The following is a 21,288-nucleotide window of genomic DNA, read 5'->3' on the forward strand; positions in this document are numbered from 1 at the left end:
CTATGAAGTTACATCAAGAAGGCGGCACGGAGGCCGCCCGTTGCGCCGGCTGCGGCGTCAATCTTCAGACCGGGGACGCATCGAAGCTCGGCTATGTGCCGGAGCAGGCGCTCGCGAGGACGCCGGTCATATGCCAGCGCTGCTTCCGGATCAAGAATTACAACGATGCGGCCGGTTATACGCTGGATCAGGACGATTTTCTGCGGTTGCTGAATCATGTGGGATCAACGGATTCGCTTGTTGTAAATATCGTTGACTTGTTCGATTTTGAAGGCAGTATGATCGCCGGACTCCCCAGGTTTGTTGGGAACAACCCGATTGTGCTCGTCGTGAACAAAATCGATTTGCTGCCCAAGGTGACCAACTATAACCGGATCGTTAACTGGGTGCAGCGGCAGGCGAAGGAGGCCGGGCTGAAGGTGGTCGAGGTTGTGCTCTGCTCAGCCAAGAAGAACATGGGCTTCGAGCGCGTTCTTCAGGTGCTCGACAGCTGCCGGAACGGCAAGGATATTTATGTTGTGGGGGCCACGAACGTCGGCAAATCGACGCTGATCAACCGGCTCATTCGCGATTACAGCGATTTGGACGCCGAGCTGACGACGTCGCAGTATCCGGGAACGACGCTCGATTTGGTGAGGATTCCACTGGACGACGGCTCGTATATCATCGATACGCCCGGGATCGTCTATAAGCACCGGTTAACCGAGCTGGTGGAGAAGAAGGATCTTCAGAAGCTGATGCCGGACAAGGTGATCAAGCCGCTCGTGTACCAATTGAACGAGAAGCAATCGATCTTTTTCGGAGGCTTCGCGCGGTTTGATTTCGTGCAAGGGGAACGGCAGTCCTTTACCTTCTATGTGTCGAATGCAGTGCCCCCGCACCGGACGAAGCTGGAGCGGGCGGACGAGCTCTACGCGGAGCATAAGGGCGAGCTGCTGGCCCCTCCGACGAGAGAGGATCTGGAGCAGCTTCCGCCGTTAACGAAGCATGCCGTCCGCGTACCGAAAGGGAAGCAGTTGGACGTATCGATCTCCGGTCTCGGCTGGGTGAAGGTCAACGGGCTGGAAGGCGCGGATTTGGCGGTGCATGTTCCGAAAGGAGTCAAGGTGGCGGTTCGGGAGTCGTTGATCTAAACTCCCGGCGCCACCCTGTTTGCGCTTGAACTTTGGGAACGGAGGAACGAGAGAACAATGGGGAAACAGCCGCTTGACAGTCATACGATTATGTACGGGGTGTTCGGCGATCCGGTCCGGCACTCGAAATCTCCGATTATGCTGAATCACGCTTTCGAAGCGTCCGGCATCAATGCCGCATATGCCGCTTTTCACATTGCGCCGGGTACGTTGAAGGACGCGGTAGCGGGAATTCGCGCTCTTGGCTTCCGCGGCGCGAACGTCACGATTCCTCATAAAGTGGAAGTCATGGAGTATATGGACGAAATCGACGAGGGTGCCCGCATCATCGGCGCGGTGAACACGATCGTCAATGAAGGCGGCCGTCTGATCGGCTATAATACGGACGGCATCGGCTACGTCCGTTCCTTGATGGAGGAAACGGGCGTGCGTTTAAAGGGCCGCAAGGTGCTGATGCTGGGAGCCGGCGGCGCGGCGCGCGGCGTAGGCTACGCGCTTGCGCAGCAGGGGGCGGAGCATATTTATATCGCCAACCGGACGGAGTCGAAAGCGGCGGAGCTCGCCGATTCGATGTGCTCGTTCTGCCGCGCCTCCGGAATTGGCTTGGATCGCATCAGCGAGGTGGCTGCCGAAGCGGCGCTCATCGTAAACAATACGTCGCTTGGCATGCATCCGCATGTGGACGAGGTGCCGATGGATACGTCGCTGATCGCTCCGCAGACGGTGGTCAGCGATCTGGTGTACAACCCGTTAATCACGCGTTTCCTCCGGGAAGCGAAGGAGCGGGGTGCTATTATTCATAGCGGCCTAGGCATGTTTATTTATCAAGGCGCCTACGCCTTCGAGTATTGGACGGGACAACCGGCTCCGATCGCCGCCATGCGGGAAGTGGTGGAGCAGTCGTTTCAGGATTAGACCGATTTAGGCCCGGTCTCATAGGCGGAAGCCGCGACCGGGTAACCATTCCATGAATAGAGGTAGAACAACTCGATGTTAACAGGCAAACAAAAGCGTTACCTTCGCTCCATGGCGCATCATCTGACGCCTATCTTTCAAGTGGGCAAAGGCGGGGTGAACGACCATCTGATCCGGCACATCTCCGAGGCGATTGAAGTCAGGGAGCTGCTCAAAATTTCCGTGCTGCAAAATTGCATGGAGGACCGCGACGAGGTAGCGGCAGAGCTGGCGGAAGGAGCCGGCGCCGAGCTCGTGCAGGTCATCGGCAAGACGATCGTCCTGTATAAGGAATCGAAGGATAATAAAACGATCGTGCTCCCGTAGTCCAAGGCTAACGTCATGGGTTGAGGGGCGCCAAGCGATAAGAGGGTGAGCGGGATGAAGGTCGGCCTGATGGGGGGCACCTTTGACCCCATACATATCGGGCATTTGATTGCGGCTCAATGCGCCCTGGAAGCGGCAGGGCTGGACGAGGTATGGTTTATGCCTACGAATGTCCCGCCTCATAAAAAACAGCTTCCCGGAGCGACGCCGGAGCAGCGCTGGGAGATGGTGAATGCCGCGGTGGAGGGTCATCCGGCCTTTCGGGCGATCGATGTGGAGCTGCGCAAGGGTGGGGTTTCTTACAGCGTCGATACGGTGAAGCTGCTGATGCAGCTATATCCCGGACACCGTTTTCACTATATCGTAGGTGCGGATATGGTGCAGTATTTGCCCAAATGGTACAAGATCGAAGAGCTGGCGAACCTGGTCGTCTTCATAGGGCTAAGCCGTCCCGGCTACGGGACGGAAGAAGAGGCGCTGCCCGAGCCGATCCGCGATTCCGTACGGATGGCGCGGATGCCCTTGATTGAAATCTCATCCACGGAGATCCGGAAGCGGCTCGCGGAAGGAAGGCCGGTGCGCTATCTGGTGCCCGACCGGGTAAATCAGTACATTGAGGTGAACCGTTTATATGAATCGTGATGAGCTGATAGAATCCGTTCGGTCGCAAATGCCCGCGAAGCGGTGGGAGCATACCGAGGGCGTTATGTCCACCGCCGTGATGCTGGCGAAGCGTTTCGGAGGCGACCCGGCTCGTGCGGAGCTGGCGGCGATTTTGCACGATGTCTGCAAATATTGGCCGGTAGAGGAGCAGGGGCGTGTCATTCGGGAAAACGGTTTGCCGCAGGATTTGCTGGAATACGACAAAGAGCTGTGGCACGCCCACGCCGGCGCCTGGGTGGCCCGGGATCGGTACGGGGTGGGCGATGAAGAAGTGCTGGATGCGATTCGTTACCATACGTCAGGCCGGGAGAACATGACACTGCTGGACAAAATCGTTTGTTTGGCCGATTATATGGAGCCGGGGCGCGATTTTCCAGGCGTGCATAATATTCGGGAAAACGCCGAACATAGTCTTGAGAGGGCGCTCCTGGCCGGGTTCGACGGGACGATCCGTTTCCTGCTGGAGAAGGGGAAACGGATCTACCCGCTGACGGTGATGGCCCGCAACGGGCTGCTGCTGGAGCTTCAGAAGCAGGATGCGAAATGATTTGAAGTGAATGCTTACGAAGAAGGCTTTGCTGACGCAAAGCCCTGAGGAGGAAAATAAATGATTCAACCCGACGAGCTGATGGCTCTGGCGGTCGACGCGGCCGAGGACAAGAAGGCGATGAACGTCATAGCGCTCAATCTGCGAGGCATTTCCCTCGTGGCCGATTATTTCATTATTTGCCACGGCAACTCGGAAACGCAGGTGCAGGCAATCGCGACCGAAATCCGCAAACGCGCGGAGGAGAATGGAGCCAGGCTCCGCGGCATGGAAGGAATGGATACGGCCCGCTGGGTGCTGGTCGACCTTGGCGACGTAGTCGTTCATGTCTTCCATCGCGATGACCGCGAATATTATAATATAGAGCGGCTGTGGTCCGATGCGAAAGTGGTCGAACGGGTATGAGGCTGGAAGCCGGTAAGGTCGTACGCCTCGATGTGGCACGTGAGGTCTCGCCTCACGGCTATTTTTTAACCGACGGGAACGTGGATATTCTGCTCCATTACAGCGAAGCGGTCGGCGAAGTGAAGCCGGGCGAGCAGGTCGATGTGTTCCTGTTCTACGATACGCAGGACCGGCTGGCGGCAACGATGCGAAAGCCGCTTATTTCCCTCGGGGAAGTCGCGCTGCTGGAAGTGGTGGATTTCCATCCGCGCTTCGGCTGCTTTCTGGAGATGGGCCTCGGCCGTCACCTGCTGCTGCCGTTCCGCGAGCTGCCGGAGCTGAAGGAGCTTCGCCCGCAGGTCGGGGACAAGGTATTCGTTGTGCTTACCCATGATCGGCAGGGGCGCCTCGTTGCCAAAGTGGCCGGTGAAGAGGAGCTGAAGAAGCTCATCTTCGCCGCTCCTACAGATTGGCGGAACCGCCAAGTCGAGGCCAGAGTGTACAAGCCGCTTCAGATGGGTACCTTTGTCGTCTGCGACGGCGGGGTCGTCGGCTTCGGGGTCATCGGACTCATTCATTCCACGGAACGGACCCGGCTGCTGCGGCTTGGAGAGCAAGTTCAAGTCCGGATCACTTATGTCCGCGAGGACGGGAACGTCAACCTGTCGATGCGGGATCGCAAGGAAGTGGGCCGCGACGAGGATTCCGAGAAGCTGCTTGCGTTCATGCGGGAGAGGCCGAACGGGGCGATGCCGTATTCCGACGAAACGCCGGCAGACCTCATAAGCCAGCGATTCGGGATGAGCAAATCCGCTTTCAAGCGAGCGATCGGCAAGCTGATGAGGGAAGGCCTCGTATATCAGGACGGCAGCTGGACTCATTTGAAAAAGGATAACACTGAGCCGGTTTCCGATTGATGTTCGGGGCCGGTTTTTTGCTGCTGCGGCTTACATTCGGAACGCGGAACAGGAGGAAGAAGCGGTATGGCTTATGAGCAATTTGCCTATTTGTACGACCGGCTGATGGAGGATATGCCTTACGGAGAATGGCTGCACTTCGCCGGCCAATGCTGGGATAAATACGGCAAGCCGCGGCGCATCGTCGATCTCGGCTGCGGAACCGGCAGCATGGCCGTTCCTTTGGCACGGCAGGGCTTCGAGGTGTACGGCATCGACTTGTCCGATGACATGCTGGCGGTAGCGCAGCACAAAGCGGACGAGGAGCAGAGGCGAAGCGCGTTTGCGCCGGGAGGCTCGGTCACCTGGCTGCAGCAGGATATGCGGGAATGGGAGATCGGCCGTCCGGCGGATGCCGTACTTTCCTTTTGTGATTGCGTCAACTATTTGCTGGAGGAAGAGGATGTCCTCTCTTCGTTCCGCAGCGCTTACGCGGGTCTGAAGCCGGGCGGAATTTTTGTGTTCGATGTCCATACGCCTTACCAGCTGGAGGCCTATGCGAAGACGCAGCCTTTTTTCCTCAACGAGGACGATATCGCCTACATTTGGACGAGCGACTATGATCCGAGCCGGGTCGAGATTGAGCACAGCTTGACGATCTTTGTGAAGGAAGGCGCCTACGACGAGACGGGCTCGGACGACGCGCTTACGGAGCGGTTTCATCGGGTCGAGGAGCTGCACGTGCAGCGGGCGTATGCGCTTGACTGGATCGAGCGGGCATTGAAGGAAGCGGGGTTCCGGGAAACGGAAGTCTATGCCGATTTTTTGTGGAAAAGGCCGACGGCGGAAACGCAGCGCGCTTTTTTCGTAGCGGTGAAATAGTAAGGAGCTGGAGAAGGGGCTTTGCGTCGAGAGACGCAGAGCTCTTTTTTTATACGAAAATTTCCGAGTTGCCGTTTTTGAACCGATTGCGAACAAAACATAATCCGTACTTCGTCAAAATTCGGCATTGGTGAAATCATTTATAATGTCATATAAAATGACATATAATTACCATCCATGTTCGGGATAAAAAACTGGAAAAGCTAATTCTTCTGAATGTTTCAATGAAAACACGAACATATTTTACATAAACTAAATTAATGTTCGCTTTTAAATTGAATAATCGCCTAAAAACAAAAAAATAATTTTCGAATTATACTTGAAATATTCGTTTACTTAAGTTATTGTAACATTATAGAAATGTTATTAAAACTAACATAAAATAAAGAAATGATTTTCGTTGTCAAAAAAATTATAGCTTTTCAAATTTAAAGTGAATAAATATGACATGACTGGAGTGGTTGCCATGAAAAAGAAACTGGTTCTTATCGGTAACGGGATGGCGGGAGTGAATGCGGTCGAGCAGCTGCTTAAGCTGGCGCCGAACGCTTACGAGATTACGGTATTCGGCAGCGAACCGCATCCGAATTACAACCGGATCCTGCTGTCATCCGTGCTGGCCGGGGATGCCGACATCAAGGACATCGTTATTAACGATTGGGATTGGTACAAGGACAACGGCATTACGCTGCACGCCGGGCATACCGTAAGCAAAATCGATACCGCCCGCAAGGTCGTTCAAACGTCCAGCGGGATTACGGCAGCTTATGACGATCTGATCCTTGCTACCGGATCGCTTCCATTCATGCTTCCGCTTCCGGGCGCCGACAAAGAAGGGGTTATCGCTTTCCGCGATATTCAAGATTGCCAGACGATGATCGAAGCTTCGAAGAAGTACAAGAAAGCGGTCGTGATCGGCGGCGGCCTGCTCGGACTTGAAGCGGCTCGCGGGCTGCGGAACCTCAATATGGAAGTATCGGTGGTACACATTTTCAAATATTTAATGGAACGTCAATTGGATGAGACGGCTTCCTCGATGCTCCGAAGCGAGCTGGAAAAGCAAGGTATGCGGTTCCTCCTGGAAAAGAACACGGACTCGATCCTCGGTAAAAAACGCGTTACCGGCGTCCGGTTCAAAGACGGTACCGAAGTGGATGCCGACCTCGTGGTCATGGCGGTCGGAATTCGGCCGAACGTTGCGCTGGCGAAGGAAAACGGCATCGAAGTGAACCGCGGTATCGTGGTTAACGATTATTTGGCAACAAATGTGCCGAATGTATACTCCGTAGGCGAATGCGCGGAGCACCGCGGTGTAGCGTACGGGCTCGTAGCCCCGCTTTACGAGCAAGGCAGCGAGCTGGCGAAACGACTGGCCGGCGTCGAGTCCGCAGGCTATCAGGGCTCGGTCGTTTCAACGAAGCTCAAGGTATCGGGAGTCAACGTGTTCTCGGCCGGCCAGTTCACGGATGAACCGGGTACACGCTCGGTGCGGGTGCAGGACGATTTCGAGGGCGTGTACAAGAAGGTGGTCATCAAAGACGGCAAGGTCATCGGTTCCGTGCTGTTCGGCGATACAAGCGACGGCTCCAAACTGTTTGCGATGATTCGCAGCGGCGAGGATGTGACAGGCAAGGAAAAACAGGTGCTGCTTGGCGACAACGCGGGTGGGGGAGCGAAGTCGGGACTGGATTATGTTGCGGCTATGGCGAACGATGAAATTGTCTGCGGCTGCAACGGGGTATCCAAAGGAGCCATCGTGAACGCCATTCAGGAAAAAGGCTGCGCGAGCGTGAACGACATCAAAGCCTGCACGAAGGCATCCGGTTCCTGCGGCGGCTGTAAGCCGCTCGTTGCGGATCTTCTGACACTTACCCTTGGCGTGGACGGAGTCAAAACCGTAAAGGAAGGCATCTGCGGCTGCACGGAGCACAGCAGAGATGAAGTGGTGGAAGCGATCCGCAGCATGCGTTTGACGACGACGAAAGAAGTCATGAACGTGCTGGAATGGAAGACGGAGGAAGGCTGCTCCAAATGCCGCCCTGCCCTGAACTATTATCTGGGGATGGCGTGGCCGGAAGAGCATGAGGATGAGAGGGATTCCCGCTTCGTTAACGAGCGCAATCACGCTAATATCCAGAAGGACGGCACGTACTCGGTAGTGCCGAGAATTTACGGCGGGGTCACTTCACCGAAGGAGCTCAAGAAGATTGCCGAGGTTGCGGAAAAATACGACGTGCCGATGGTCAAATTCACCGGCGGGCAGCGGATCGACTTGCTCGGCGTGAAGAAGGACGATTTGCCGAAAATGTGGGCGGATCTCGACATGCCTTCCGGTTACGCCTACGGCAAAGCGCTGCGCACGGTGAAAACCTGCGTAGGCTCGACGTTCTGCCGGTTCGGCACCCAGGATTCGATCGCGATGGGCATCGAGCTTGAAAAGCGGTTCGAGCGGCTGAACACGCCGGCGAAGGTGAAGCTGGCCGTCTCCGGCTGCCCTCGGAATTGCGCGGAAGCGACGATCAAGGATTTCGGTGTCGTGGCGATCGACGGCGGCTGGGAGCTGCATGTAGGGGGCAATGGCGGGGTGAAGGTCAGAGCAACGGATCTGCTGTGCAAAGTTAAAACCGAAGATGAAGTAGTGGAATGGGCAGGCGCTTACCTGCAGTACTACCGCGAGAACGCCAAATGGAACGAGCGGACCAGCGAGTGGGTGCAGCGGGTTGGTTTGGATACGATATCGGCAGCCTTGGAGAAGAAAGAAGACCGGGAGGCGCTTGTCGCCCGCATCGAGAAGACGCTGAGCCTCACGACTGATCCGTGGAAAGAAATTATCGAAAAAGACCAGCTGCGGGCGACCTTCGAGGAGCTGCCTTCACCGGAGCTGACGGCGGCGAAGCAGTAATAAATAGAAGATGGGGAGGAACCTGAAAATGAATCGAGTAATCATTGGACATCATACGGAAATTAGCGAAAGACGAGCGCGGGTGGTTCACGTCGGCGGGGTGGAGATTGCCGTATTCAAGCTTTCAGACGGCGGCTTTCGGGCCATCGAAAACCTTTGTCCGCATAAAAACGGCAAGCTGTCCGAGGGAATTGTGTGCGATCATCACGTTTATTGTCCGCTGCATGACTGGAAAATCGATCTGAATGACGGTTTGGTACAGGCGCCGGATGAAGGCTGCGTGAGAGCCTATCGCGTAGAATTTGACGAATCGACAGGAAATATCGTGCTGCTGCTGGAGGATTCCGGCAGCCTGGCATCCTAACATCTATTGCCAAGAGGAGGATTAGACGTGAGCGAACGGTTATTGGAAGGAAAACGGGTAGTCCTCACGGGTCCTCGCAAGGCGGAAGAGCTGGGCCGGCTCGTAGAGAAACAGGGCGGCATTCCGCTGGCGCGGCCTGCCCAGGGAACGGTAATTTTGCAGGATGAACAGGTGCAGGCCGAGATGGTCCGCTTGCTGCAGGAAGATTATGACTGGTTCATTTTTACAACGGGGATCGGGATGGAGACGCTGCTTGAAACCGCCCGGAAGATCGATGCGGAAGCCCGTTTTTTGGAAAAACTGAAGGAGGCCAGGATCGCCGCTCGCGGTTATAAGGCGGTCGGGACTCTTAAGAAGCTTGGTCTGATGACTGCGGCGCGGGATGACGACGGAACCACGGCCGGTTTGGTGCGTGCGCTCGCGCCCTTCTCCTTCCGTGAGTCTCGGGTGGCGCTGCAGCTGCACGGAGACCCCGCCCCGCGCTTGGTGCGGTTTCTTGAGGAGCAGGGAGCTTCCTATCACGAAATACTTCCCTATGTTCATACGCCTCCGGAGACGGAAGCGTTGGAGGAATTGGTCGGGGATATTTTAAACGGCAGGGCGGACGCGGTGATGTTTACGAGCGGTCCTCAGGTCCGGTTTTTATTCAAGCATGCGGCAGCGACCGGACGGATGGTGGAGCTGCGGCAAGCATTTGAACAAGGGACGGTAGCCGCCTCCGTAGGGAAGTTCACGGCGGAGTGCCTGCGGGAAGAAGGCATATCGCGGATTGTGGTGCCGAAGGAAGAAAGAATGGGCAATTTGGTCATCGCACTCGGAGAATACTATGCGGACGGCAGCCATTTGTATTAAAGGGCAATAGTCGTTGCACGGCGCCTGGAGAGTGTGACACTGAACGGGATTGCTATCCTGACAAGTTTCAGGATCAAGAAAGGAGCGGGTCGCATGGATTATGTGAAGCCGGAGCAAGTCGTTGAGCAGATGGTGCAGGCCGGCGTTAACAAAGCGAGTTTGTCGATAAAAGATTTGATCGTACGGGGCTTTCTGGGCGGGGCCATTCTGGCATTCGCTACGACGCTGGCTTTCACGGCAATGGCTCAAACCAAGCTTGGACTGGTTGGCGCGCTTGTTTTTCCCGTCGGGTTCGTCATGATTGTGCTGCTGGGCCTGGAGCTCGTCACGGGGAGTTTTGCGTTGATCCCGCTGGCGGTTCTCGCCAAACGGACTACGGTGGGGAAAATGTTGAACAATTTCCTGTGGGTCATTGTGGGACATCTGCTGGGTTCTCTGGTATATGCTGCGTTATTTTACGCGGCGGTCACCAATTTCGGGCATGTCGGCGACAACGCGGTCATTCAAACGATCATCAAAACAGCCGAGACGAAAACGAACGGCTATTCGAGCCTTGGCTTCGACGGTATGGTGGCCGTATTCGCCAAAGCCGTCTTATGTAACTGGATGGTGACGCTCGGTGCGGTGATGGCGATGACCTCCACATCGACTGCAGGTAAAATCACGGCGATGTGGCTGCCGATTCTTACATTTTTTGCGCAAGGCTTCGAGCATGCCGTCGTCAACATGTTCGTCATTCCGGCGGGGATGATGTACGGCGCTCACGTGACCTTCAGCGGCTGGTGGCTGTGGAATCAAATCCCCGTGCTGCTGGGCAACTTTGCGGGAGGCGTCCTGTTTACCGGAATTCTTCTCTATATTACCCATCTGAAGAAAGACGCTTCTCTCACCAAAAATCAATCGAAGGCCGCCTGACTCTTCGGATATTTACGCTAACCGTAAGAGCAGCTGCAGGATGCACAAAATGATAGCCCATAAGGGCAAGGCTAAGGCTATCCCGTTCAATAAACCGCGCATGCCGTTCCTACCTTTCCGCGACTGCCGTAATACGTCCCAGTATTTCCAGGGGGCAGGCAGTCTAATCGCGGAAGGCGGACGGAAGTAGCGGTTTATTAGGGTGCTGGGCAATGAACCGACTTGACAGCAAAGGGGTTTCAACCTATAATCTAAAGCAATTGCATACGATCTAGCATGGCAGTGACAGGAAATAGTAGCTCTCGCACGCTTCAACAGAGAGCCGGTGGAAGGTGCGAACCGGCAGGCGGGCGGCGGTGAACTCATCCGGGAGCCAGAAGGTGAAGCTGTTACGGCGGGATCCGCGGTGACCGTTATAGCCGGATCGTTACCCCGCGTTAAGGGGCTGAAGTGGACAACGGCAAAGCATGCCTGTTGTCAACTAGGGTGGTACCACGGGAAACATAAGCCTCTCGTCCCTAGCGTTGCGCTAGCGATGAGGGCTTTTTTTGTTGATATTGAAGGAGGAGCAAGGCCATGGCACAGGATAACAAAGAGAGAGAGCCGCAGGGCTACAACCCGCTGGCGGTCGAACCGAAATGGCAGAAGTATTGGGATGAGTACAAGACGTTCAAGGTATTGAACAATGACAGCAAGCCGAAATTTTACGCGCTCGATATGTTTCCGTATCCGTCCGGAGCGGGGCTGCACGTAGGTCATCCGGAAGGCTATACGGCTACGGACATCGTATCCCGGTATAAGCGGATGCGAGGCTACGACGTGCTGCATCCGATGGGCTGGGACGCCTTCGGTTTGCCGGCCGAGCAGTACGCGCTCGATACGGGCAACGACCCGCGCGAGTTCACGATCAAGAACATCAATACGTTCCGTCGTCAGATCAAGTCGCTCGGCTTCTCTTACGATTGGGACCGCGAGATCAGCACGACCGATCCCGAATACTACAAGTGGACGCAGTGGATTTTCATCCAGTTGTACAAGAAAGGCCTGGCCTATGTCGACGAAGTTCCGGTCAACTGGTGTCCGGCGCTCGGTACCGTACTGGCGAACGAAGAGGTCATCGACGGTGTCAGCGAACGCGGCGGCCATCCGGTCATCCGCAAGCCGATGCGCCAGTGGATTCTGAGGATTACCGAGTATGCGGAGCGCCTGCTGGAGGATCTCGAGGAGCTGGATTGGTCCGAGAGCATCAAGGACATGCAGCGCAACTGGATCGGCAAGTCGAAGGGCGCGGAAGTGACGTTCCCGATCGCGGATCACGACGGCGATGTGCTGAAGGTGTTCACGACTCGTCCGGATACGCTGTTCGGCGCGACTTACTGCGTATTGGCGCCGGAGCATGAGTTGGTAGGCCGCATTACGACGCCGGAGCAAGCGGATGCGGTGAAGGCATACCAGGAGCGGGCAGCCCGGAAGAGCGACCTTGAGCGCACCGACCTGGCTAAGGACAAAACCGGCGTGTTTACCGGCGCCTATGCGGTGAACCCTGTGAACGGCGAGCGGACGCCGATCTGGATCGCGGATTACGTACTGGCCGGCTACGGCACGGGAGCGATCATGGCGGTGCCGGGACATGACCAGCGCGACTACGAGTTCGCGAAGCAGTTCGGCCTGCCGGTAATTCAGGTCGTACAGGGCGGCGACCTCGGCAAAGAAGCATACGCCGGCGACGGTGAGCATATCAACTCGGGCTTCCTGAACGGAATGAACAACGAACAGGCGATCGGCCGGATGATCGAATGGCTCGAGGAGAACGGCAAAGGCCAAGGCAAGGTGACTTACCGTCTGCGCGACTGGCTGTTCAGCCGCCAGCGTTATTGGGGCGAGCCGATTCCGATTCTTCATCTGGAGGACGGCACGATGAAGACCGTTCCGGAGGATCAGCTGCCGCTGCTGCTGCCGCAGGTCGACGAGATCCGTCCTTCCGGTACAGGCGAGTCGCCGCTGGCGAACGTGACGGACTGGGTGAATACGGTCGATCCCGAGACGGGCATGAAAGCTCGCCGGGAGACGAATACGATGCCGCAGTGGGCGGGAAGCTGCTGGTATTATCTGCGCTTCATCGATCCGAAGAACAGCGAGTCGTTCTGCTCGCCGGAGCTGCAGAAGAAATGGCTGCCGGTCGATCTGTACATCGGCGGCGCCGAGCATGCGGTGCTCCACCTGCTGTATGCCCGCTTCTGGCACAAGGTGCTGTACGATCTCGGCTTCGTGGCGACGAAGGAGCCGTTCCACAAGCTGGTGAACCAGGGCATGATTCTCGGCGAGAACATGGAGAAGATGAGCAAATCCCGCGGCAACGTCATCAACCCGGACGAAATCGTGGGCCAGTACGGCGCGGACACGCTTCGCATGTACGAAATGTTCATGGGCCCGCTGGAGGCGACGAAGCCATGGAACGCGAACGGCGTAGAAGGCACGTTCCGGTTCCTGAACCGGATCTGGCGGCTCTTCGTCGGCGAAGACGGCCAGCTCAGCGGCAAAATCAGCTCGGACGAGGAACTGGGAAGCGAAGTCTTCAAGCGGATCTGGCACCGCACCATTAAGAAGGTGACGGAGGACTACGAAAATCTCCGCTTCAATACGGCGATTTCACAGCTGATGATTTTCGTCAACGAGGCTTACAAAACCGACCGTCTGCCGAAAGCGGCGATGGAGCATTTCGTGCAGATGCTGTCGCCGATCGCGCCTCACATCGCCGAAGAGCTGTGGGAGAAGCTGGGTCACGGCGGAACGGTAACCTACGAAGCATGGCCGGTATACGACGACGCTTGGACCGTGGACAACGAGGTCGAAATCGTCATTCAGGTGAACGGCAAAATCGTAGAGCGCGCAACGATCGCGGCGGATGCCGACGAAGCGGCGATGCAGGAGCTCGCCGGCGGCCTGGATAAGGTGAAGGACGCCCTCAGCGGCAAGACGGTCCGCAAGACGATTGTTGTCAAAGGCAAGCTGGTCAATATCGTAGCGGGTTAATCCCGGTTAAAAATAAAAAACCGCTCTGCAGCTGCAGACGGTTCATAAGGAAAAGACGTGAAAGCATCGCGTTTACTCGATTTGGTTCCCGAAAAAGCGGGCTTCCACCTTTTCCACATCTTCTTCGTATTTGGAATGAGTTGTGCGGATCAAGTCGTCAAAGACACCGCCCAGCTCATTTTCCATTATACGGAGTCCTTCGGCCGTAATGCCGCCGGGGACGGCGACCCGTTTTTGCAGTGAAGCGGGGGTAAACCCTCCGGTGGTCAGCAGCTTGCCGGTGCCGAGCGCCATTTCGCTGACGAGCAGGGTCGCCTCTTCCTCCGATATGCCGGTGGCTTGAACCGACGCATCGATGAACCTTTGCAGGAAGTAGGCTAGGAACGCCGGTCCGCAGCTGGAGAGGTCCGAGGAGATGCGCGTATATTGCTCCGATACCCGGAGCGGGGAGCCGACGTGCGACAGCAGATTTTCCAGAAGCTCTTTATCTTCGGGAAGCATGCGGTCGCTGTAAATGCACAGCGACGCTCCGCTCAGCACATAGTTGGTGATGCTCGGGATCACCTTGGCAATCTTGCAGGGGACGATCCCCTCCAAATGCCGGATCAGCACCGGACTGGTGATGGAAACCAGAATTTGGCCGGCGTGGACTACGGCTTGGATTTCGTCGAGAACCGTCTTATATTCAAGCGGCTTAACGCACACGAACACGATATCGGATAAGGATGCAGCCTCCTTGCCGGTTGGGGTTACATGCAGGCCAGGATATTGCTCGGCAAGTCTTTCCGCCTTCGCGATCGTTCGGTTGGTTGCCGTGATTTGCTCCGGATTTAGCGCACCGGATCGGATAAAGGCTTCAATGAGTATCGACCCCATGCTGCCTGTGCCTATGAATCCTACTCGCATGACCATCCCTCCTGTAAAGATTGCAGCCTCTTTCATCCCTATGCGCGGAGGGGGTTAATTATGCATTGATTTCCATAAACCGAAAGCGGGGTGAATCCATGTTACGCATATACGGCGGCAGCCGCTGGGGTTACGGCGCGGGAGCCGTTCTGCTGTGCGCCTTCATTACGGGGCTTCTGGTTTGGAAGCCCTGGGTGAGCGGGGCGGCGCTGTCCGGCTGGAAACCGGCCGACGAGGAAATGCGCGTGCTGCTGGAAAGCCAGCGCGAATTGCGCGAGGCCGGCAAGGGGCAAAAGCCGGAAGCGAGGAAAGAGGAAGGAGGAGCGAAGAAGCCTGCAGCTTCCGGTACGGCCGCTCCTGCTCCGCCGCAAGCGGGTCCGGAACCCGGCGCGCCTCCGGGAGCGGGAGAGAGTACAGCGTCAGCGGCTGACAACGGGCCGCATGCCGCACCGGGCCATAAGAAGGCCGCCCCCGGGGCAGCCGGAGCGAAGCTCGATCTGAACCGGGCCACGGCGGCCCAGCTCGAAGAGCTTCCGGGTATCGGCCCGAGCCGCGCCCAAGCGATCCTTGAGCTGCGGAGCCGGCTCGGCGGCAGGTTCAAACAGGTGGAACAGCTGCTCGAGGTAAAGGGCATCGGAGATAAAATGCTCGCCAAGCTGAAGCCCTACGTTACCGTCGATCCGAATCCATAGTGTTCCTGCGGGAGCACTTTCGTTTTTGGCAGGAATATGAGACAATGGGAGAAGAATTATACCATTATCTGCTATAATCCTGAGGAGGAAACGTCCGAATGACTGAAGAACGTAAGCTTGCACCTGAAACCTTAGCTGTTCATGCCGGGCAGGAGATCGATCCTACCACGATGTCCCGGGCTGTACCGCTTTACCAAACAACCTCATACGGCTTCCGGGATACCGACCATGCGGCGAATTTGTTCGGCCTGAAGGAATTCGGCAATATTTATACGCGCATTATGAATCCGACCACGGACGTGTTCGAGAAAAGAGTGGCGGCCCTCGAAGGCGGACTCGCCGCGCTCGCAACGGCTTCCGGACAAGCCGCCATCACCTACTCCATCCTGAATATCGCCGGCGCGGGAGATGAGATCATCTCTTCCTCCAGCCTGTACGGCGGGACTTATAACTTATTCGCCATTACGCTGCCGAAGCTCGGCATTAAAGTGAATTTCGTGGATCCAAGCGATCCGGAAAATTTCCGCAAGGCGATCACGCCGAATACAAAGGCCGTGTTTGCGGAGTCGATCGGCAACCCCAAGGGGGATGTGCTGGACATCGCGGCGGTAGCCGCCGTCGCTCATGAGAACGGCATCCCGCTCATCATCGACAATACGTTCCCGAGCCCGTACTTGTGCCGTCCGATCGAGCATGGAGCCGATATCGTAGTCCACTCCGCCACGAAATTCATCGGCGGGCACGGCACGTCGATCGGCGGCATCATCGTCGACGGCGGCCGGTTCGACTGGAAGGCGAGCGGCAAGTTCAGCGGCTTGACCGAGCCGGATCCGAGCTATCACGGCGTCGTATATACGGAAGCGGTCGGACCCGTCGCTTATATCATTAAAGCCCGCGTGCAGCTTCTGCGCGATATGGGGGCGTCGATCTCGCCGTTCAACTCCTTCCTTCTGCTGCAGGGACTCGAGACACTGCATCTGCGGATGGAGCGGCACAGCGCCAACGCGCAACGCGTCGCTGAGTTCCTCGAGAAGCACGAGGCCGTGGAGTGGGTCAACTATCCTGGACTCCCGAGCCACCCTTCGTATGAGCTGGCGCAAAAATATTTGCCTAAAGGGCAAGGCGCGATTATGACCTTCGGTATTCAAGGCGGCATAGAAGCCGGCCGGAAGGTGATCAATGCCGTGAAGCTGTTCTCCCATCTGGCGAATGTGGGCGACTCCAAGTCGCTGATCATCCATCCGGCCAGCACAACGCATCAACAGCTGACCGAAGAGGAGCAGTTAACGGCGGGCGTTCATCCGGGGATGATTCGCTTGTCCATCGGAACGGAAGCTATCGATGATATCATTTACGACTTGGATCAGGCGATTCAAGCAAGCCGGCGATAAAGGAGCGAAGCCATCATGACGGCCCGCAAGGATTGGGATACTTATTTTATGGACATGGCTTATATGGCTTCTACCCGCTCACAGTGCAACCGCCGCCATGTCGGCGCCGTGCTGGTTCAGGGCAAGAAGCTGCTCGGAACGGCGTACAACGGCGCGCCCATGGGAGTACCCGATTGCTCTGAGGCCGGCTGCATGCTGGTGGAGGAATACGAACTGGTGCGCGGAGAAGAAGGGGAGAAAGTTGTCAAGAAGCAGCGCTGCATTCGGACGATTCATGCGGAGCAGAACCTGCTCCTCTTCACCGACCGGGAGGACCGGGAGGGCTCCGTCGTTTACGTAACCGACCAGCCGTGCTGGACCTGCGCCAACATGCTCGCGAACAGCGGCATCAAGGAAATTGTTTTTCACCGTCCTTATCTGAAGGACAGCGAGAAGGTGACTACGCTTATGGAGCGTAAGGGGATCGGCTTCCGCCGTTTGGAGAGCTACGAGCCTCCGGCAGGAACGTTGACCGAAGTGCATCATTGAACAAATGTGATCGAATGGGGAAGAACCTCTTGGCTGCGGATCGCCGCAGGGAAAGGGGTTCTTTTTTATGGTATGGGATGGCGTGCAATCCTGGCTGCGCAGCAGGCCATTGGTCGTCTTCGCGCTGCTGTGGATAGCGGGATACGCGGGGGCCTGTTCCCTGGAGCTGCCCTGGCTCGATATCCGTACGAGTCTGGTTTCCGGAGCCTTGCTGGGGGCTGCGGCCCTGTTCGGGTCAGGCCTTTGGAAAAAGCCGCTGATCGCTCTACTCATAATCGCGACGGCTGCGGCCTATTACGGGCAGTACGATCAGGGCAACCGCTCGCAGCTTGCCGGAGTGGTTACGGAAGAAGCGGAGCTGGCGGGGAAGATTTCGGTCGCTTCGCCGGTTCAAGTAGACGGGGACCGGGTTTCTTTTCAAGCGGTGGCGGAGAGCCTGATCGTGAACGGGGCGGAGACGCCTGCCCGCGGAGAGAGGCTGCAGGTGTCGATAAGGTTGCTTAAGCGGGAGGAGCAGGCGCTGGCCGAAGCTTGGGAGCGCGGCGACCGGCTGGAGCTGTCGGGAACGCTTCGCGCGCCGGAAGGCGCTCGCAATTTCGATGGCTTCGATTACCGCCGGTACTTGCGTTTGCAGCATATCCATTGGCAGTTGTCGATCAAGGGCTTGTCCACGGTGACTGCGGAAAAACTGGGGTGGCGCGACGTCGGCTTCTGGAACCCGCTCCGACATGCGGACCGGCTGCGGCAGCAGCTGGGAGATCGGATCGAGCGGCTTTTTCCGAAGGAACAGAGCGGATTTATGAAAGGCTTGCTGATCGGAATGGCGGAGGACTTCGAGCCTGCACAGTTCGATATGTTCTCGAAGCTCGGATTGACGCACATCATCGCCGTTTCCGGACTGCACGTGGCCGTTTTTCTCGGGTGCGTGCTATGGGTGCTCCGCCGGGTCGGTTTGACGAAGGAAAAGACGCTGCTCATCTGTATAGGCCTGATGCCGCTCTACATCATTGCAACGGGAGCGTTGCCATCCATCATCCGCGCGGGGGTGATGTCGATGATCGGTCTATACGCGGCCTACCGGGGCAAGCTGAAGGACGGATTGCACGTCGCTTTGGGCGCAGGAGTGCTCATTCTGTTCTGGGACCCGTACTTCATGTTGAACGTGAGCTTTCAGCTTTCTTATTTGGTGACGCTGGGACTGATTGTCGGCGTGCCGCGGGTCAGCCGGCTTATTCCCGTTCGGCAGGCAAAGCTGCGGGATGCGCTTTCCATTGCGCTGGTAGCTCAGTTCATGTCCTTTCCGCTGACGATCTATTATTTCAATCAATTCTCGTTTCTGTCTCTGGAGGCGAATCTGCTCATGGTTCCGGCCTTCAGCGCATTTACAATGCCGGTCGGCATGATCGCACTGTTCGCGGGCATGGTATGGCTGCCGGCCGGTTCCGTCATAGCATGGGTTGTAGCCAAAGGGAACGCGCTGTTCTTCTGGGCGATCGGACTCATGGGCCGGTGGGATACCTTTCAGACGATATGGCCGAGCCCGAACGGCTTATGGATCGTTGTTTATTACAGCTTGGCTGCCATTCTCGTATACTCGCTTACGGTGTGGCGGAAGACGAGGGATGAGGCTCGCTCTCCGAAAGCCGGACCCAATCTGCTTACGGCCGGTGAAGAGATCGTGCAGCACCGTCTTCGTACGCTAACGATCGGAGGTCTGCTGCCCTTGAGCGGCCTTGGCCTTTGCATTTGGCTCGCTTACGGCTATGCGCCGGAGATGGGGAGGCCGCAGGGCGGGCAAGTGCAGTTCATCGATGTGGGGCAAGGGGACAGTATCCTGATTCGTTCGCCGGCGGCCGGGAAGGTCATGCTCATCGATGGCGGCGGGACGGTCACGTTCAGGAAGCCCGGGGAGGAGTGGAAGCAGCGGCGGGATCCCTACGAAGTAGGCAAGAAGCTGCTCGTGCCCCTGCTGAAGAAGCGGGGCGTGCAGCGCATCGATTATTTGCTGCTGACGCACCAGGATGCGGATCATTACGGCGGGCTGCAGGCGGTGCTGGAGCAAGTTCCCGTGGACAGGCTGCTCTTTAACGGAACCTTGAAGCCCGGGGCGGAGGTCGAGAAGCTGTTCTCGACGGCGCTTAGCAAGGGGACGGAGCTCATTGCCATGAGGTCGGGCGACGGCCTTGTGCTGGACCAGAGAACAAAGCTCGATTTTCTGTATCCTCAGCCCCAAGATGAAGCTATCCGGCTCCTGAAGGACCAGAACCCGAGCTCCGTCGTCTTTTATATGGAGATGGACGGAACGAGATGGCTGTTCACGGGAGATATGGACCAGGCGGCGGAACGGCTGGTACTGCAGCAGGGTACGGGCGGCGTCGTACGGCCGATCGACGTGATGAAGATCGCCCATCACGGCAGCAAGTCCTCGACGTCGCCGGAGTGGCTCTCCGCTTGGCAGCCGAAGCATGCTGTCATATCGGTTGGAGCGCATAATGTGTACGGTCATCCGAACCCGGGGGTGCTGGAGCGGCTGACTAATGGCGGGACGGCCATTCACCGGACGGACCGGGACGGCGAGGTGCAGATGGCGGTGAAGGGAGGCCGGATCTTCATCCGCTCCAAGCTGAAGGAAGCTTCTTGATCATTTCGCTTTTATTCCGGCATATTTTACGACGGGATATTTTTCCTTGTGCAGCGCGTTCATCAGTTCCGGTCCTACTCGTAAATTGTCCTCTATCAGCTGGCGGGGGGTTAATGCCATCCACTGGTTCAGCGATAAATCCGAGAACCGGTCACTCTTAAACATCTCAAGAAACCAGAGGCTTTGATTACCCGTATTCTGGACGTAGTGTCCGTTGGCGAATGGGACGTATCCTACGTCGCCGGCCCGGATATTGAATGTGCGGGCCGTTCCGTTTGCGGCGAATACCGTCATACGCCCCATGCCCGTAAGGTAATATTGCCATTCGTCATTATTGGGATGCCAGTGCATTTCTCTCATGGCGCCCGGCTTGATTTCGACGAGCGCTGCTGCAATTCTTGTGGAAATCGAAAAGTTGGATGAATCGGCTATCCGTACGGTTCCGCCTGGAGTGATGATGGGTTCCTGCGCAAGCAGCCGATGGGTAAACGTCCTCGGTACCGAACCGTACGGGTCAGGTATCTTCTGGCTTTCGAGTGAACCGGGAATTTCCGCTTGGAAAATGTATCGCTGCTCCTGCGGGATGCGGGCAAAGGCGCTTTCCGGAACGCCGAAATTCGCCGAAAGCACGTCTTTCGGCGTATGTGCGAACCAATCGGAGATGGAGAGGGTATCGAAGTCCGAAAAATGCCCGTCATCGAAGACGAGCAGAAATTCGCATCCTTCCTCGAGTCCCTGAATCGAATGCGGAATACCAGGGGGGAAGTACCACAAGTCGCCCGCTCCGACGTCGGCGATAAAGTTCCGCCCATCCTGGTCCACAGCAGTGATGAGGGCCCGCCCCCAAATCATGTAGGACCATTCGGCTTGCTTATGCCAATGCAGCTCGCGTACCCCGCCCGGCGTCAGACGCATATTGACCCCTGCCAGCGTGGCGGCAACGGGCAGCTCTCTAATCGTCACTTGCCTCGACCAGCCGCCGTGATTTAGCTGCATCGGTGCGTCGGAGAAGGAGAATTTTAAGTTGGGCATCGTTCCTGCATCGGTAGCCGGCGGAACCAGCATGTCGGGGTTTTCACGGTCGCGCATCACATCGCGGGGACCGGGGTCTGTTGCCCCTGCGCCGTCATTCCGGATGGGCTGCGGAATATGTCTATCATTTTGAGGCGAATTGCTCATGAATGCCAAGCTCCTCTCAGTCTTCGTATTTTATATAAACTATGAGGCAAGACATGGACAATATGTAAGGTACAGTCGAAAATCCGCTATGCCGGATAA

General features: G+C 56.9%; 20 protein-coding genes and 1 other annotated feature. Of the genes, 18 read left to right on the top strand and 2 right to left on the bottom strand.

Translation table 11 applies throughout. The features are described from left to right. The first annotated feature begins 2 nt into the window (after nucleotides 1–2). From yqeH to leuS, 14 genes are all read left to right on the top strand, one after another. Nucleotides 3–1,133, top strand: coding sequence for a ribosome biogenesis GTPase YqeH (yqeH, locus tag O9H85_RS01425; protein WP_269879481.1), 1,131 nt, complete (start codon nucleotides 3–5; stop codon nucleotides 1,131–1,133). A gap of 57 nt (nucleotides 1,134–1,190) precedes the next feature. After that, nucleotides 1,191–2,048: a shikimate dehydrogenase gene (gene aroE / locus O9H85_RS01430; RefSeq protein ID WP_269879482.1), complete on the top strand. Its 858-nt coding sequence runs from the start codon at nucleotides 1,191–1,193 to the stop codon at nucleotides 2,046–2,048. A gap of 75 nt (nucleotides 2,049–2,123) precedes the next feature. Beyond that, a complete protein-coding gene (gene yhbY, locus O9H85_RS01435; RefSeq protein WP_269879484.1) occupies nucleotides 2,124–2,414 on the top strand; it encodes a ribosome assembly RNA-binding protein YhbY in 291 nt (96 codons plus the stop codon). 54 nt (nucleotides 2,415–2,468) lie between these two features. After that, a complete protein-coding gene (locus O9H85_RS01440) occupies nucleotides 2,469–3,056 on the top strand; it encodes a nicotinate-nucleotide adenylyltransferase (protein ID WP_269879485.1) in 588 nt (195 codons plus the stop codon). Further along, entirely contained in the window at nucleotides 3,046–3,624 is a 579-nt protein-coding gene (gene yqeK, locus O9H85_RS01445) for a bis(5'-nucleosyl)-tetraphosphatase (symmetrical) YqeK (RefSeq protein WP_269879486.1), read from the top strand. The genes O9H85_RS01440 and yqeK overlap by 11 nt, the downstream gene beginning before the upstream one ends. Nucleotides 3,625–3,684: 60 nt before the next feature. Beyond that, complete coding sequence (gene rsfS / locus O9H85_RS01450; RefSeq protein WP_269879487.1) at nucleotides 3,685–4,029, top strand: ribosome silencing factor; 345 nt, start codon at nucleotides 3,685–3,687, stop codon at nucleotides 4,027–4,029. After that, a complete protein-coding gene (locus O9H85_RS01455; RefSeq protein ID WP_269879488.1) occupies nucleotides 4,026–4,925 on the top strand; it encodes a CvfB family protein in 900 nt (299 codons plus the stop codon). Before rsfS ends, O9H85_RS01455 begins: the two co-directional genes overlap by 4 nt. A 66-nt stretch (nucleotides 4,926–4,991) precedes the next feature. Continuing rightward, complete coding sequence (locus O9H85_RS01460) at nucleotides 4,992–5,786, top strand: class I SAM-dependent DNA methyltransferase (RefSeq protein ID WP_269879489.1); 795 nt, start codon at nucleotides 4,992–4,994, stop codon at nucleotides 5,784–5,786. Between the two features lie 466 nt (nucleotides 5,787–6,252). After that, nucleotides 6,253–8,688 (top strand): nitrite reductase large subunit NirB, encoded by a 2,436-nt coding sequence (gene nirB, locus O9H85_RS01465; protein WP_269879490.1) that lies wholly within the window; start codon nucleotides 6,253–6,255, stop codon nucleotides 8,686–8,688. A gap of 28 nt (nucleotides 8,689–8,716) precedes the next feature. Continuing rightward, nucleotides 8,717–9,052: a nitrite reductase small subunit NirD gene (gene nirD / locus O9H85_RS01470; RefSeq protein WP_269879491.1), complete on the top strand. Its 336-nt coding sequence runs from the start codon at nucleotides 8,717–8,719 to the stop codon at nucleotides 9,050–9,052. Nucleotides 9,053–9,079: 27 nt separating this feature from the next. Next, on the top strand, nucleotides 9,080–9,904 hold the full coding sequence (locus O9H85_RS01475) for a uroporphyrinogen-III synthase (RefSeq protein WP_269879492.1): 825 nt from the start codon (nucleotides 9,080–9,082) through the stop codon (nucleotides 9,902–9,904). A gap of 93 nt (nucleotides 9,905–9,997) precedes the next feature. Then, nucleotides 9,998–10,819 carry a formate/nitrite transporter family protein gene (locus O9H85_RS01480; RefSeq protein WP_269879493.1) on the top strand — a complete coding sequence of 274 codons (822 nt, stop codon included), beginning with the start codon at nucleotides 9,998–10,000 and terminating at the stop codon, nucleotides 10,817–10,819. A gap of 49 nt (nucleotides 10,820–10,868) precedes the next feature. Beyond that, on the top strand, nucleotides 10,869–11,009 hold the full coding sequence (locus O9H85_RS01485) for a hypothetical protein (RefSeq protein WP_269879494.1): 141 nt from the start codon (nucleotides 10,869–10,871) through the stop codon (nucleotides 11,007–11,009). A gap of 83 nt (nucleotides 11,010–11,092) precedes the next feature. Continuing rightward, nucleotides 11,093–11,342 (top strand) — a binding site (T-box leader). Between the two features lie 53 nt (nucleotides 11,343–11,395). Next, entirely contained in the window at nucleotides 11,396–13,852 is a 2,457-nt protein-coding gene (gene leuS / locus O9H85_RS01490) for a leucine--tRNA ligase (protein ID WP_269879495.1), read from the top strand. A 72-nt stretch (nucleotides 13,853–13,924) separates the two neighbouring features. Here the strand turns inward: leuS and comER are convergent, their stop codons facing one another. Next, nucleotides 13,925–14,758 (bottom strand): late competence protein ComER, encoded by an 834-nt coding sequence (gene comER / locus O9H85_RS01495; protein WP_269879496.1) that lies wholly within the window; start codon nucleotides 14,756–14,758, stop codon nucleotides 13,925–13,927. Nucleotides 14,759–14,856: 98 nt separating this feature from the next. On the opposite strand from comER, the gene O9H85_RS01500 reads away from it, so the two are divergent. The 4 genes from O9H85_RS01500 to O9H85_RS01515 all read left to right on the top strand — a co-directional run bounded on the left by O9H85_RS01500 (nucleotide 14,857) and on the right by O9H85_RS01515 (nucleotide 20,010). Continuing rightward, the gene (locus O9H85_RS01500) at nucleotides 14,857–15,450 is read left to right on the top strand and encodes a ComEA family DNA-binding protein (protein WP_269879497.1); all 594 of its coding nucleotides are present in this window, start codon (nucleotides 14,857–14,859) and stop codon (nucleotides 15,448–15,450) included. 98 nt (nucleotides 15,451–15,548) lie between these two features. Continuing rightward, a complete protein-coding gene (locus tag O9H85_RS01505) occupies nucleotides 15,549–16,841 on the top strand; it encodes a homocysteine synthase (RefSeq protein ID WP_269879498.1) in 1,293 nt (430 codons plus the stop codon). Between the two features lie 15 nt (nucleotides 16,842–16,856). Next, nucleotides 16,857–17,369, top strand: a complete 513-nt coding sequence (locus tag O9H85_RS01510) for a deoxycytidylate deaminase (RefSeq protein ID WP_269879499.1) — start codon at nucleotides 16,857–16,859, stop codon at nucleotides 17,367–17,369. A gap of 67 nt (nucleotides 17,370–17,436) precedes the next feature. Beyond that, nucleotides 17,437–20,010 carry a DNA internalization-related competence protein ComEC/Rec2 gene (locus O9H85_RS01515; RefSeq protein ID WP_269879500.1) on the top strand — a complete coding sequence of 858 codons (2,574 nt, stop codon included), beginning with the start codon at nucleotides 17,437–17,439 and terminating at the stop codon, nucleotides 20,008–20,010. Here the strand turns inward: O9H85_RS01515 and O9H85_RS01520 are convergent, their stop codons facing one another. Continuing rightward, on the bottom strand, nucleotides 20,011–21,189 hold the full coding sequence (locus O9H85_RS01520) for an oxalate decarboxylase family bicupin (protein WP_269879501.1): 1,179 nt from the start codon (nucleotides 21,187–21,189) through the stop codon (nucleotides 20,011–20,013). Between the last annotated feature and the right edge of the window lie 99 nt (nucleotides 21,190–21,288).

Source organism: Paenibacillus gyeongsangnamensis, assembly GCF_027533625.1.
GTDB classification, from domain to species: Bacteria; Bacillota; Bacilli; order Paenibacillales; family NBRC-103111; genus Paenibacillus_G; species Paenibacillus_G gyeongsangnamensis.